This window comes from Pseudomonas putida (assembly GCF_028682455.1).
Lineage (GTDB): Bacteria > Pseudomonadota > Gammaproteobacteria > Pseudomonadales > Pseudomonadaceae > Aquipseudomonas > Aquipseudomonas putida_AA.
This window is the reverse complement of record NZ_JANHLD010000004.1, coordinates 537,026-551,063: the sequence shown is the minus strand read 5'-3', so window position 1 is coordinate 551,063 and position 14,038 is coordinate 537,026. Positions and strand designations below refer to the sequence as shown.

The 14,038-nt window shown below is 60.7% G+C and carries 11 protein-coding genes, 4 tRNA genes and 1 riboswitch; of the genes, 14 read left to right on the top strand and 1 reads right to left on the bottom strand.

Features of this window, described 5'->3' with window-relative positions; translation table 11 throughout:
• The first annotated feature begins 57 nt into the window (after positions 1-57).
• From NPS58_RS25750 to astE, 7 genes are all read left to right on the top strand, one after another.
• Complete coding sequence (locus NPS58_RS25750; protein ID WP_274118050.1) at positions 58-1,278, top strand: aspartate aminotransferase family protein; 1,221 nt, start codon at positions 58-60, stop codon at positions 1,276-1,278.
• 133 nt (positions 1,279-1,411) lie between these two features.
• Positions 1,412-2,431, top strand: coding sequence for an arginine/ornithine succinyltransferase subunit alpha (gene aruF / locus NPS58_RS25745; RefSeq protein ID WP_274118049.1), 1,020 nt, complete (start codon positions 1,412-1,414; stop codon positions 2,429-2,431).
• Between the two features lie 75 nt (positions 2,432-2,506).
• Positions 2,507-3,532, top strand: coding sequence for an arginine N-succinyltransferase (astA, locus tag NPS58_RS25740; RefSeq protein ID WP_274118048.1), 1,026 nt, complete (start codon positions 2,507-2,509; stop codon positions 3,530-3,532).
• Positions 3,529-4,995, top strand: a complete 1,467-nt coding sequence (astD, locus tag NPS58_RS25735; protein WP_274118259.1) for a succinylglutamate-semialdehyde dehydrogenase — start codon at positions 3,529-3,531, stop codon at positions 4,993-4,995. Before astA ends, astD begins: the two co-directional genes overlap by 4 nt.
• A 24-nt stretch (positions 4,996-5,019) precedes the next feature.
• Positions 5,020-6,369, top strand: a complete 1,350-nt coding sequence (gene astB / locus NPS58_RS25730; RefSeq protein WP_274118047.1) for an N-succinylarginine dihydrolase — start codon at positions 5,020-5,022, stop codon at positions 6,367-6,369.
• A gap of 14 nt (positions 6,370-6,383) precedes the next feature.
• The gene (locus tag NPS58_RS25725; protein ID WP_274118046.1) at positions 6,384-6,671 is read left to right on the top strand and encodes a topoisomerase II; all 288 of its coding nucleotides are present in this window, start codon (positions 6,384-6,386) and stop codon (positions 6,669-6,671) included.
• A 10-nt stretch (positions 6,672-6,681) separates the two neighbouring features.
• Positions 6,682-7,689, top strand: coding sequence for a succinylglutamate desuccinylase (astE, locus tag NPS58_RS25720; RefSeq protein WP_274118045.1), 1,008 nt, complete (start codon positions 6,682-6,684; stop codon positions 7,687-7,689).
• A gap of 81 nt (positions 7,690-7,770) precedes the next feature.
• Here the strand turns inward: astE and NPS58_RS25715 are convergent, their stop codons facing one another.
• Positions 7,771-8,277: a 6,7-dimethyl-8-ribityllumazine synthase gene (locus NPS58_RS25715; RefSeq protein WP_274118043.1), complete on the bottom strand. Its 507-nt coding sequence runs from the start codon at positions 8,275-8,277 to the stop codon at positions 7,771-7,773.
• Positions 8,278-8,370: 93 nt separating this feature from the next.
• Positions 8,371-8,524, bottom strand: a riboswitch (FMN riboswitch).
• A gap of 363 nt (positions 8,525-8,887) precedes the next feature.
• On the opposite strand from NPS58_RS25715, the gene alaS reads away from it, so the two are divergent.
• The 7 genes from alaS (at position 8,888) to NPS58_RS25680 (ending at position 13,858) form a co-directional block, all read left to right on the top strand.
• Positions 8,888-11,506 (top strand): alanine--tRNA ligase, encoded by a 2,619-nt coding sequence (alaS, locus tag NPS58_RS25710; RefSeq protein ID WP_274118042.1) that lies wholly within the window; start codon positions 8,888-8,890, stop codon positions 11,504-11,506.
• Positions 11,507-11,594: 88 nt separating this feature from the next.
• Positions 11,595-12,830: an aspartate kinase gene (locus NPS58_RS25705; RefSeq protein ID WP_274118041.1), complete on the top strand. Its 1,236-nt coding sequence runs from the start codon at positions 11,595-11,597 to the stop codon at positions 12,828-12,830.
• 183 nt (positions 12,831-13,013) lie between these two features.
• Positions 13,014-13,202: a carbon storage regulator CsrA gene (gene csrA / locus NPS58_RS25700; protein ID WP_010226667.1), complete on the top strand. Its 189-nt coding sequence runs from the start codon at positions 13,014-13,016 to the stop codon at positions 13,200-13,202.
• A gap of 72 nt (positions 13,203-13,274) precedes the next feature.
• A tRNA-Ser gene (locus NPS58_RS25695) sits at positions 13,275-13,365 on the top strand.
• A 108-nt stretch (positions 13,366-13,473) separates the two neighbouring features.
• Positions 13,474-13,550 (top strand) — tRNA-Arg (locus NPS58_RS25690).
• Between the two features lie 77 nt (positions 13,551-13,627).
• A tRNA-Arg gene (locus tag NPS58_RS25685) sits at positions 13,628-13,704 on the top strand.
• A gap of 77 nt (positions 13,705-13,781) precedes the next feature.
• Positions 13,782-13,858 (top strand) — tRNA-Arg (locus NPS58_RS25680).
• Positions 13,859-14,038: the final 180 nt, after the last annotated feature.

Sequence of the window (14,038 nt, the reverse complement as noted above, 5' to 3'; positions counted from 1 at the left end):
TACAATCCTCCCATCGCTCGCCAGTTCCAGGCAGGCGTTCCTCTTCAGGAGACTCCGATGTCCGCTCCGCAAGCTCCGGTGCAACGCGCCGATTTCGACCAGGTAATGGTTCCCAATTACGCACCGGCGGCCTTTATCCCCGTTCGTGGTGCGGGCTCCCGAGTCTGGGATCAGTCGGGCCGCGAGCTAATCGACTTCGCGGGCGGGATTGCCGTGAACGTTCTGGGGCATGCTCACCCGGCGCTGGTTGGCGCCCTGACCGAGCAGGCCAACAAGCTGTGGCATGTGTCCAACGTTTTCACCAACGAGCCGGCCCTGCGCCTGGCCCACAAGCTGGTCGACGCAACCTTCGCCGAGCGGGCGTTCTTCTGCAACTCCGGCGCCGAAGCCAACGAAGCTGCGTTCAAGCTGGCCCGCCGCGTCGCCCATGATCGTTTCGGCCCTGAAAAGCACGAAATCATCGCCACCGTTAACAGCTTCCACGGTCGCACCCTGTTCACCGTGAGCGTGGGCGGCCAGCCCAAGTACTCCGACGGTTTCGGCCCGAAGATCACTGGTATCAGCCATGTGCCGTACAACGATCTGGAAGCGCTCAAGGCACAGATATCCGACAAGACCTGCGCGGTGGTGATCGAGCCGATCCAGGGGGAGAGCGGTGTGGTACCGGCGGACCTGGCCTACCTCAAGGGTGCTCGCGAGCTGTGCGACAAGCACAACGCCCTGCTGATCTTCGACGAAGTACAAACAGGTGTCGGCCGTACCGGCGAACTGTTCGCCTACATGCACTACGGCGTCACTCCGGACATCCTCTCCAGTGCCAAGAGCCTGGGCGGCGGATTCCCGATCGGCGCCATGCTGACTACCGAAGACCTGGCCAAGCACCTGGCCGTTGGCACCCACGGCACCACCTACGGCGGCAACCCACTGGCGTGCGCCGTGGCCAATGCCGTGCTGGATGTGGTCAACACCCCTGAAGTGCTGGCGGGCGTCAAGGCCAAGCATGAGCGCTTCAAGGCGCGCCTGGAGAAGATCGGCCAGCAGTACGGCCTGTTCACCCAGGTACGTGGTATCGGCCTGCTGATCGGTTGCGTGTTGTCCGATGCCTGGAAGGGCAAGGCCAAGGACGTCTTCAACGCGGCCGAGAAAGAAGGCCTGATGGTGCTCCAGGCAGGTCCCGATGTCGTGCGTTTCGCCCCAAGCCTGGTGGTCGAAGATGCCGATATCGATGAAGGTCTGGATCGCTTCGAGCGTGCCGCAGCCAAACTGACCCAGGCCTGATTCGCGCCTGCGGTCCTTTCGCCGGCCCTGCGGGGCCGGTGAATCCGAATTCCAGAGCATGTGTCCCTCGGGCGCCTGCTGTTTTTTTCTGTGCCGGCAGACGCTGGCCTGTTTTCCCGAAAGGAGTGACACCATGCTGGTGATGCGCCCCGCGCAAATGGCTGATCTGGGCGAAGTACAGCGTCTGGCAGCGGACAGCCCCATTGGTGTCACGTCCTTGCCGGATGATGCCGGTCGCCTGAGCGACAAGATTGCCGCCTCCGAGACGTCCTTTGCCGCCGAGGTCAGCTTCAACGGCGAAGAAAGCTACTTCTTCGTGCTTGAAGACAGCAGCACCGGCAAACTGGTCGGCTGCTCGGCGATTGTCGCCTCGGCAGGCTACTCCGAGCCGTTCTACAGCTTTCGTAACGAGACCTTCGTGCACGCTTCGCGCGAGCTCAAGATTCACAACAAGATCCACGTGCTTTCGCAGTGCCACGACCTGACGGGCAACAGCCTGCTGACCAGTTTCTACGTGCTGCCGGAGCTGGTGGGTACCGGCTGGTCGGAGCTCAACTCCCGCGGTCGCCTGTTGTTCATGGCTGCGCACCCGGAGCGCTTCGCCGATTCGGTCGTGACCGAAATCGTCGGCTACAGCGACGAGAACGGCGACTCGCCATTCTGGGATGCCATCGGGCGCAACTTCTTCGACCTGAACTATGCCGAGGCCGAGCGACTGTGCGGTCTCAAGAGCCGTACCTTCCTGGCCGAGCTAATGCCGCACTACCCGATCTACGTGCCTCTGCTGCCCGATGCCGCGCAAGAAGCCATGGGGCAGGTGCATCCACGTGCGCAAATCACCTTCGATATCCTGATGCGCGAAGGCTTCGAGACCGATCACTACATCGACATTTTCGACGGTGGCCCAACCTTGCATGCACGGGTATCGAGCATTCGCTCGATTGCCCAGAGCCGTGTGGTGCCGGTCAAGCTCGACAGCACCGTGGTCAAGGGCGGGCGCCCGTACCTGGTCTGCAATGGCCAGTTGCAGGACTACCGCGCCGTGCTGCTGGAGCTGGACTGGGTACCAGGCAAACCGGTCACCTTGAGTCTTGAAGCCGCCGAAGCCCTGGGCGTCGGCGAAGGCGCCAGTGTGCGCCTGGTCGCGGTTTGATCCCTGCGGTTCGTCAACCGCGCACCCCAGGTCGAGTTTCGCGGCAGGCCAAAGGCCGCCGCCCGAGGAGATAGCATGATCGTTCGTCCCGTACGCAGCAGTGATTTACCTGCGCTCATCGAGTTGGCGCGCAGCACCGGCACCGGCCTGACTACCCTGCCGGCCAATGAAGAGCGCCTGGCGCACCGGGTCGGCTGGGCCGAGAAGACCTTCCGTGGCGAAGCCGAGCGTGGCGATGCCGACTACCTGTTCGTACTGGAAAACGACGAAGGCGTGGTGGTCGGCATTTCCGCCATCGCCGGTGCCGTCGGCCTGCGTGAGCCCTGGTACAACTACCGGGTGGGCCTGACCGTCAGCGCCTCGCAGGAGCTGAACATCTACCGTGAAATTCCTACCCTGTTCCTGGCCAATGACCTGACCGGCAACTCCGAACTGTGTTCGTTGTTCTTGCGTGCCGATCATCGCAGTGGCGTCAACGGCCGCCTGCTGGCCAAGGCGCGCATGCTGTTCATCGCCGAGTTTCCCGAGCTGTTCGGCAACAAGATCATTGCCGAAATGCGTGGCATGTCGGATGAGCAGGGCCGGTCGCCGTTCTGGGAAAGCCTGGGGCGGCACTTCTTCAAGATGGAGTTCAGCCAGGCCGACTACCTGACCGGTGTCGGCAACAAGGCGTTCATCGCCGAGCTGATGCCCAAGTTTCCCCTCTATACCTGCTTCCTCTCCGAGGCTGCCCGCAACGTGATCGGCCGGGTGCACACCGACACCGAGCCGGCGCTGGCCATGCTCAAGAGCGAAGGCTTCAGCTACCAGGGCTATGTCGACATCTTCGACGCAGGCCCTGCCGTGGAATGCGAAACCAGCAAGATCCGCGCGGTACACGACAGCCAGGCACTGGTGCTGGCGGTAGGTACGCCGGGCGACGACGCGACCCCTTTCATCATTCACAACCGCAAGCGCGAGGACTGCCGCATTACTGCGGCGCCTGCGCGTCTGGCGGCCGGTACCCTGGTGGTCGATCCGCTGACCGCCAAACGCCTGCGCCTGAGCGCCGGTGACCAGGTGCGAGCCGTGCCGCTGTCCGCTACCCGGGAGGCCAAATAATGACGACTCACTTCATCGCCGGCAGTTGGCAGGCAGGGCAGGGCGAGGCCTTGCAGTCGCTGAACCCGGTCAGCCAGCAGGTTGTATGGGAAGGTCGTGGCGCCAGCGCCGAGCAGGTCGACGGCGCCGTCAAGGCCGCGCGCCAGGCGTTCTCCGCTTGGGCCCTGCAGTCGCTGGATGCACGCATCAGTGTGCTTGAAGCGTTTGCGGCGGCGCTCAAGGCCAAGTCTGACGAGCTTGCCCGTTGCATTGGCGAGGAAACCGGCAAGCCTTTGTGGGAGTCGGCGACCGAAGTCACCAGCATGATCAACAAAGTGGCCATCTCGGTGCAGAGCTATCGCGAGCGCACCGGCGAAAAGAGTGGCCCGCTGGCAGATGCCACGGCTGTGCTGCGTCACAAGCCGCATGGTGTGGTGGCGGTGTTCGGCCCCTACAACTTCCCGGGGCACCTGCCTAACGGCCATATTGTCCCGGCACTGTTGGCCGGTAACACCGTGGTGTTCAAACCAAGCGAACTCACCCCCAAGGTCGCCGAGCTGACGGTCAAGTGCTGGGTTGAAGCCGGTTTGCCTGCGGGGGTTCTGAACCTGGTCCAGGGCGCCCGTGAAACCGGCGTTGCCCTGGCGGCCAATCCTGGTATCGATGGTTTGTTCTTCACCGGCTCCAGCCGCACCGGCAACTTGCTGCACCAGCAGTTCGCCGGCCGCCCGGACAAGATCCTGGCCCTGGAAATGGGCGGCAACAACCCGCTGGTGGTCGACGAGGTCAAGGACCTGGACGCCGCGGTCTACACCGTCATCCAGTCTGCCTTCATTTCTGCCGGCCAGCGCTGCACGTGTGCCCGTCGCCTGCTGGTGCCGCAAGGCGCCTGGGGCGATGCGCTGCTCAAGCGTCTGGTCGAGGTGTGCAAGAACATCAGCGTTGGCGCTTTTGACCAGCAGCCTGCGCCGTTCATGGGCTCGGTGATTTCCCTGGGCGCGGCCAAGGCGTTGCTCGAGGCACAGGCGCAATTGCTGGCCAATGGCGGCGTATCGCTGCTGGCAATGACCCAGCCACAAGCGACTGCAGCCTTGCTGACCCCGGGTATCGTCGATGTCACGGCGGTTGCCGATCGCCCTGACGAAGAATTCTTCGGCCCGTTGCTGCAGGTTATCCGCTACAGCGATTTCGACGCAGCCATTGCCGAGGCCAACAACACCCAGTACGGCCTGGCTGCCGGCCTGCTGTCCGACTCCCGTGCGCGCTACCAGTACTTCTGGCTCAACAGCCGCGCCGGCATCGTCAACTGGAACAAGCAATTGACCGGTGCTGCCAGCAGTGCGCCATTCGGTGGTGTGGGTGCCAGTGGCAACCATCGCGCCAGTGCCTACTACGCGGCCGATTACTGCGCCTACCCGGTAGCCTCGCTGGAGACCGCCAGCCTGACCCTGCCCGCCACACTGACGCCCGGCGTCTCCCTATAACAAAAGGTCTACGGAGCCTTGCCGATGAAATCGTTTGAAATGAATTTTGATGGTCTGGTGGGACCGACGCACAACTACGGCGGGCTGTCCTACGGCAACGTCGCCTCGCAAAGCAACAGCCAGCAAGCGTCGAACCCGCGCGAAGCGGCGCGTCAGGGCCTGGCGAAAATGAAGGCGCTGATGGACATGGGGTTCCAGCAGGGCGTACTGGCCCCGCAAGAGCGTCCTGATGTGGCAGCGCTGCGTCGCCTGGGTTTTTCCGGCAGTGATGCCGAAGTGATTCAGCGTGCGGCGAAAGAAGCCATGCCGCTGCTGGTCGCCAGCTGCTCGGCGTCGAGCATGTGGGTGGCCAACGCCGCTACCGTCAGCCCGAGTGCCGACACCGCCGACGGGCGGGTGCACTTCACGGCGGCCAACCTCAACTGCAAGTATCACCGCAGCATCGAGCACCCGACCACCAGCCGCGTGCTGGGCGCGATGTTCGCTGACAGCAAGCACTTCGCCCATCATGCCGCCTTGCCGGCGGTGGCGCAGTTCGGCGACGAAGGTGCGGCCAACCACACACGCTTCTGCCGCAGCTATGGCGAGGCTGGTGTGGAGTTCTTCGTCTATGGCCGCAGCGCCTTCGACAACCGTGTTCCGGCACCCCAGAAGTACCCGGCGCGCCAGACCCTTGAAGCCTCTCAGGCAGTCGCTCGCCTGCACGGCCTGAGCGAGGATGGGGTGGTGTTCGGCCAGCAGAACCCGGCCGTGATCGACCAGGGCGTCTTCCATAACGACGTGATCGCCGTGGGTAACGGCGAAGTGCTGTTCTATCACGAAGATGCCTTCCTGGAGACCGAAGCGATGCTTGGCCAACTGCAGGCTAAACTGGCTAAACGGGGTGGCAACTTCAAGGCGATCTGTGTGCCGCGCTCGGCTGTCACGGTGGAGGACGCAGTGCGTTCCTACCTTTTCAACAGTCAACTGCTGACCCGTGCCGATGGTTCGATGCTGCTGATCGTGCCGGAAGAGTGCCGCAACAACGAGCGGGTCTGGGCTTACCTGTCGGCCTTGACCAGCGCTGGCGGCCCGGTCGCCGAGGTCAAGGTGTTCGACCTCAAGCAGAGCATGCAGAACGGCGGCGGTCCGGCGTGCCTGCGCTTGCGCGTGGCACTCAATGAAACGGAACTGGCGGCGGTCAACCCAGGCGTTATCATGACGGCGCCGCTGTACGACACGCTGACCCAGTGGGTCGACAAGCACTACCGCGATCGCCTGAGTGAAACCGACCTGGCCGATCCGCAGTTGCTGGTTGAGTGTCGTACGGCACTGGATGAACTGACCCAGATCCTCAAACTGGGTTCGGTCTATCCGTTCCAACTCCAACCTTGAGAGAGAATTCGATTATGTCCGACGCCCTGCAGCTGATCCTTGAAGATGACGATGGTACCCAGCTGGAAACTTCCTGCACCCGCTTTGCGGTGGTCTGGCAAGGCAAAGAGGTGTGGATTCAGCAGGATGGCCGCGGTCAGCTGCTGATCGGCGTCGATGTCGAAGAAGACGATGCCGAGTACGCCAACCTGCTGCTGCGTCCGCTGGCCACCAACCTGGTCAGCCTGCAGCTGGAAATGGAACCGGCCGACGCCGGCGACGATGATCACGTTCATGGTCCCGATTGCGGCCACCACCACTAAGGAATAGCCCATGCTCGCCCTCGGCAAACTGCTCGACCTGACCCTGGCCGGTCGTGAACCGGCAGAGAAGACCCAGCTGACTGTCGAAGGCGTGCGCATGCGCTGGCTCGGCGAAGGCGCACTCGAAGTGCGCCCGCCCGAGGCGCGGGACAACGGCATGGATCTGCTGTTGTCGGCCGGTATCCACGGTAACGAAACCGCACCGATCGAGTTGCTCGACGAGCTGTTGCATGGCATTGCCCGGGCTGAAATCAAGCCTCGTGCCCGTATCCTGTTCCTGTTCGGCAACCCTGAAGCGATTCGCAAGGGGGAGCGCTATATCGAGCAGGACGTCAATCGCCTGTTCAACGGCAGGCACGAGTTGTCCAGTGGCAGTGAAGCCTTGCGGGCAGGGCAACTGGAGCAATTCGCCAAGACCTTCTTCAGCGTGCCGGGCCGTACGCGCCTGCACTACGACCTGCACACCGCGATTCGTGGCTCGAAAATCGAGCAGTTCGCCCTGTATCCCTTCAAGGAAGGGCGCCAGCATTCGCGCCGCGAGCTGGCTCGCCTGCGTGCGGCGGGCATGGAGGCGGTGCTGTTGCAGAGCAAGGCATCGATAACCTTCACCGCGTTTACCTACGAGCAGCTGGATGCCGAGGCCTTTACCCTGGAGTTGGGCAAGGCGCGCCCCTTCGGGCAGAACGAGCAGGTCAACCTTGATCGGCTGGAAACCCGCCTCAAGCAGATCATCGAAGGCAATGAGCCCCAGGAACCTGATGCGCTGGATGGCTTGCAGCTGTTTAGCGTGGCTCGTGAAATCATCAAGCACAGCGACAGCTTCCGCCTGCACCTGCCGGCGGATATCGAAAACTTTTCCGAGTTGTCCAAAGGCTATCTATTGGCCGAGGATCTGGCCGAATCGCGCTGGATCGTCGAGGAGGAGGGGGCTCGGATCATCTTTCCCAACCCGAAGGTCAAGAATGGCCTGCGGGCCGGCATTCTGATTGTGCCCGCCAACCCCGAACAGCTTGGCTGATAAACCTGATACGAGCGGGCTTGCCCCGCGATAGCGATCTATTGGCTACATCGCATCGCGGGGCAGGCCCGCTCTTGTGCGTCAGCCAGCCATTTTCTGTGGCGCGTCGATGCGGCGCAGGGCGCGCAGCTTGTGCAGCGTATCGGCACAGGTCTTCGCCGCCTCGGCACCCTTGACCAGGAAATGCTCGAAGTAGAAGTTCTGGTGCTCGTCACCGGCATGGAAATGGTGCGGGGTCAGTACTACCGAGAACACCGGCACTTCGGTTTCCAGCTGCACTTGCATCAGGCCGCTGATCACGGACTGGGCGACGAACTCGTGGCGGTACAGGCCGCCATCGACCACCAGGCCTGCCGCGACAATACCCGCGTAACGGCCGGTGCGGGCAAGCAGCTTGGCGTGAAGGGGAATCTCGAACGCGCCACCGACTTCAAAGAAATCGATATCGCTCGCCTGATAGCCTTGTTCACCCATTTCCTCGACAAAAGCCTTGCGCGCCTGGTCGACTATATCCTTGTGCCAGCAGGCCTGGATAAATGCGATGCGCTCGTAGGAAGGGTTCTTGCTATCGATTGCGGTAGGTTGCATTGAAACGGACTCCTGTTTGTATGAGAAACAGGGCATCTGGATCGAAGGGGATTTCGCCGCGCAAATGCGCAACGACAGGCGCAGATGTGCCTATCCCGTTCTCTCTTTATCCGGACTATGACCGTCGGCCCCGGAATCACACCGGGTCTGCTGACCTTGCGGGCGGGGGCCTGCAAGCGCTCGCGGGCTATGCGCAATAGGCGCAATTACCGCCGGTGGGGAATTGCACCCCGCCCTGAGAACGTTGCCGCCGGTCGCCGGCAGCGGGGGAATTATTAGCACAACTGCCAGGCAAACGTATAGGCTGCTAACGGTTTTTTTGCCGATGAACGACATTTCATCCGGCAGGTCTTGCCAATTGCAATTGGCAGCCGCAGTAATACCGTGTCAGTAGAATCAGCCAGGTCTTGGAATTACGGCCGCATGCAGCGAAGGAGGTTTCTACCGCTTTTGTCTGCCAAGGTCGTTGCAGACCGTCCAATTGACGGTTTCTATAGCATAAACACACTGCACCCAAGCCGAAGGCCCGATATAATGCGGCCCTTTGCCGTCGTTTCGTCAATTTGACGCAAGCATTTGCCTTAAGGCCGCCGTTTCCGTGGAAGAACCTATGAAAAGCGCAGAAATCCGTGAAGCCTTCCTTCGCTTCTTCGAAGAGCAGGGACACACCCGAGTTGCCTCCAGCTCCTTGATTCCGGGCAACGACCCGACCCTGCTGTTCACCAACGCGGGGATGAACCAGTTCAAGGACTGCTTCCTTGGCCAGGAAAAGCGCGCCTACACCCGCGCCACCAGCAGCCAGAAGTGCGTGCGTGCCGGTGGCAAGAACAGCGACCTGGAAAACGTCGGCTATACCGCCCGTCACCACACCTTCTTCGAAATGCTGGGCAACTTCAGCTTTGGCGACTACTTCAAGAAGGACGCCATTACCTACGCCTGGACTTTCCTGACCAAGGTCCTGGGGCTGCCGGAAGAAAAGCTCTGGGTTACCGTCTATGCCAGCGACGATGAGGCCTATGACATCTGGACCAAGGAAATCGGCGTTCCAGAAGCGCGCATGGTGCGCATCGGCGACAACAAGGGTGCGCCTTACGCCTCCGACAACTTCTGGACCATGGGCGATACCGGTCCGTGCGGCCCTTGCACCGAGATCTTCTACGATCACGGCCCGGACATCTGGGGCGGCCCACCCGGCTCGCCGGAAGAAGACGGTGACCGCTACATCGAGATCTGGAACAACGTATTCATGCAGTTCAACCGTACTGCCGACGGTGTGCTGCACCCGCTGCCGGCGCCGTCGGTAGATACCGGCATGGGCCTTGAGCGCATCAGTGCGGTCATGCAGCACGTGCACTCGAACTATGAAATCGACCTGTTCCGCAGCCTGCTCGAAGCTTCTGCCGCCGCCATCGGCTGCAAGAACGAAGAGCAGTCTTCGCTCAAGGTCGTTTCCGATCACATCCGCTCGTGCGGCTTTCTGATCGCCGACGGCGTGCTGCCTTCCAACGAAGGTCGTGGCTACGTGCTGCGTCGCATCATTCGTCGTGCCTGCCGTCACGGCAACAAGCTGGGCGCCACCGGCAGCTTCTTCTACAAGATCGTTGCCGCACTGGTTGCCGAGATGGGCGAAGCCTTCCCGGAACTCAAGCAGCAGCAGGCCAACATCGAGCGCGTGCTCAAGGCTGAAGAAGAGCAATTCGCCAAGACCCTGGAGCAGGGCCTGAAGATCCTCGAGCAGGATCTGGCCGAGCTCAAGGGCAGCGTGGTCCCGGGTGACGTGGTGTTCAAGCTCTATGACACCTACGGCTTCCCGATGGACCTGACCGCCGACATCGCCCGCGAGCGCGAGCTGACCATCGACGAAGAAGGCTTTGAACGCGAGATGGAAGCGCAGCGTGAGCGCGCACGTTCCGCCAGCGCCTTCGGCCTGGACTACAACACCCTGGTCAAGGTCGATGTGGCCACCGAGTTCACCGGCTACAGCACTACCGAAGGCGAAGCCAACATCGTTGCCATCTATAAGGATGGCAAAGTCGTAGAGCAACTGGGCGAGGGCGAGGAGGGCGTAGTCATCCTCGACCGTACGCCTTTCTACGCCGAGTCCGGTGGCCAGGTGGGTGATACCGGTTACCTGCAGGCTGCCGGCGTTCGCTTCGATGTGCGTGACACCACCAAGACCGGCGGTGCATTCCTGCACCACGGCATGGTTGCCAGCGGTTCGCTGGTGGTCGGCGCCAAGGTCCAGGCCAAGGTCGATGCCGATGTCCAGCACGCCACTTCCTTGAACCACTCGGCGACTCACCTGCTGCATGCCGCACTGCGTCAGGTGCTGGGCGATCACGTACAACAGAAAGGCTCGCTGGTGGATAGCCAGCGTCTGCGTTTCGACTTCAGTCACTTCGAGGCGGTCAAGCCAGAGCAGCTCAAGGCGCTGGAAGACATCGTCAACCGTGAAGTGCGCAAGAACTCCGAGGTGCAAACCGAAGAGACCGATATCGAGACCGCCAAGCAGAAGGGCGCCATGGCGCTGTTCGGCGAGAAGTACGGCGACAACGTACGGGTGCTGAGCATGGGCGGCGATTTCTCCGTCGAGCTGTGCGGTGGTATCCACGCCAAGCGTACTGGCGATATCGGCCTGCTCAAGATCATCAGCGAAGGTGGCGTGGCCTCCGGCGTGCGCCGTATCGAAGCGGTCACCGGGGCGGCGGCACTGGCTTACCTGAATGCTGCCGAAGATCAGCTCAAGGAAGCTGCGCAGCTGGTCAAGGGCAGTCGCGAGAACCTGATCGACAAGCTCTCTGCCGTTCTTGAGCGCAACCGTCAGCTGGAAAAACAGCTTGAGCAGTTGCAGGCCAAGGCGGCCAGCGCTGCCGGTGACGACCTGTCCAACAGTGCCGTCGAGATCAAGGGCGTCAAGGTCCTGGCTGCGCGCCTGGATGGCCAGGACGGCAAGGCGCTGCTGGCGCTGGTCGATCAACTGAAGAACAAACTCGGCCGCGCAGTGATCCTGCTCGGCAGTGTCCATGAGGAAAAGGTCGTGCTGGTTGCCGGTGTGACCAAAGACCTGACTGGCCAACTCAAAGCCGGTGATTTGATGAAGCAAGCTGCTGCTGCCGTAGGTGGCAAGGGTGGTGGTCGTCCAGACATGGCGCAAGGTGGTGGCGTTGACACTGCCGCGCTGGACAGCGCGCTGGCCTTGACCGTGCCATTCGTGGAGCAGGGCGTTTAAGGCACCGCTTGGCCCGTCGTCTAGTGGCGGGCCATGGTGTCGTTTGAATGTTTATTGGGTGCCCTTCATGGGCTGAGGCGGCTTTGAAATGGCGTTGATCGTACAGAAATTTGGCGGCACTTCGGTTGGCACGGTCGAACGAATCGAACAGGTTGCCGACAAGGTCAAGAAATTCCGCGATGCCGGCGATGACCTGGTCGTTGTACTGTCGGCTATGAGCGGTGAAACCAACCGCCTGATCGACCTGGCCAAGAAGATCAGCGATCAGCCGGTTCCACGTGAACTGGATGTGATCGTTTCCACTGGTGAGCAGGTGACCATCGCCTTGCTGGCGATGGCGTTGATCAAGCGTGGTATTCCGGCGGTGTCCTACACCGGCAACCAGGTGCGTATCCTCACCGACAGCGCGCACAACAAGGCGCGCATCCTGCAGATCGACGACCAGAAGATCCGTGCCGACATCAAGGCCGGGCGTGTGGTGGTCGTGGCAGGGTTCCAGGGCGTGGATGAGCACGGCAACATCACCACCCTCGGTCGTGGTGGCTCCGACACCACGGGTGTAGCCCTGGCGGCTGCGCTCAAGGCTGATGAGTGCCAGATCTACACCGATGTCGATGGTGTCTACACCACCGACCCGCGTGTAGTCGCCCAGGCCCAGCGGCTGGACAAGATCACCTTTGAAGAAATGCTGGAAATGGCCAGCCTTGGTTCCAAGGTGCTGCAGATTCGTGCCGTCGAGTTCGCCGGCAAGTACAACGTTCCGCTGCGCGTGCTGCACAGCTTCCAGGAGGGTCCGGGTACCCTCATTACTATTGATGAAGAGGAATCCATGGAACAGCCGATCATTTCCGGCATCGCCTTCAATCGCGATGAAGCCAAGCTGACCATTCGTGGCGTACCGGATACCCCGGGCGTTGCTTTCAAGATCCTCGGCCCGATCAGTGCCGCGAACATCGAAGTCGACATGATCGTGCAGAACGTTTCGCACGATAACACCACCGACTTCACCTTCACCGTACACCGCAATGACTACGACAAGGCACACAAGGTGCTGGACACCACTGCGCTGGAGCTCAATGCCCGTGAAGTGGTAGGTGATACCAACATCGCCAAGGTCTCGATCGTAGGTGTTGGCATGCGTTCCCACGCCGGTGTCGCCAGCCGCATGTTCGAAGCCCTGGCCAAAGAGAGCATCAACATCCAGATGATCTCCACCTCCGAGATCAAGGTCTCGGTAGTGATCGAAGAGAAGTATCTGGAACTGGCTGTGCGTGCCCTGCACACCGCGTTCGAATTGGATGCCCCCGCCCGACAGGGTGAGTAACGCAATGCCTCAAGGGCGCGGCTTAGCCGCGCCCTTCGTTTTTCTGGCTGGTGTGAGAAATCTGTCGTTTCGCTCGCGCTAGACAATACTTAGGCATAGGTCGGTGGCCGTCACGGGTTGCAGGCTGAAGCCCTTTTTTTTGCAGACTGTTGACCCTGAACTGAATTTCGTGAGGAGAAAGGTATGTTGATTCTGACTCGTCGGTGCGCCGAGAGCCTGATCATTGGCGACGGCGAAATCACCGTGACCGTGCTCGGCGTCAAAGGAAACCAGGTGCGAATCGGTGTAAACGCCCCTAAAGAAGTCGCTGTCCACCGTGAGGAAATCTACCTGCGGATCAAGAAAGAGAAGGACGAAGAACCAACCCATTAATTTTTATCGAGTTTTTTTCAAAAAAGAGTTTGCAAACGGGGAAGGGTCTGGTTATTATACGCCCCGTGTTGCGGAGAGGTGGCCGAGTGGCCGAAGGCGCTCCCCTGCTAAGGGAGTATACCTCACAAGGGTATCGGGGGTTCGAATCCCCCCTTCTCCGCCATTATTCATGTAGGACGCTGTAATCAGCCTTGAATCGCTAAGTAGTTGAAATTAAACGAAAAAGTGATTGGCAAAAAGATTTAGCGGTCTATAATGCGCGGTAACAAATGCACTCATAGCTCAGCTGGATAGAGTACTCGGCTACGAACCGAGCGGTCGGAGGTTCGAATCCTCCTGAGTGCACCATACGACGAAGCAGTTTTCACCTAGAAAGCCGTTTCAGCTTCAACCAGAGGTGATCTGGTCCATCAAGCGCCAATCCTGCACTCATAGCTCAGCTGGATAGAGTACTCGGCTACGAACCGAGCGGTCGGAGGTTCGAATCCTCCTGAGTGCACCATACGACGAAGCGGTTTTCATCTAGAAAGCAACTTCAGTTTCAACCAGAGGTGAACTGGTCTATCAAGCGCCAACCCTGCACTCATAGCTCAGCTGGATAGAGTACTCGGCTACGAACCGAGCGGTCGGAGGTTCGAATCCTCCTGAGTGCACCATACAACAGAAAGCCCGCCTATCAAGGCGGGCTTTTTGCTTTTCTGCGTTTAATCTTTTTCTACCTGCCATGTGTTTTTTTATGCGCAGCCGCCGTCGCACTGATGCGTGCATGGGGTGTCATAACTATGTCTCGCAAACGATTGTTCTAGCCACGATTTTTTCAGCCCCCTGACAGCTCA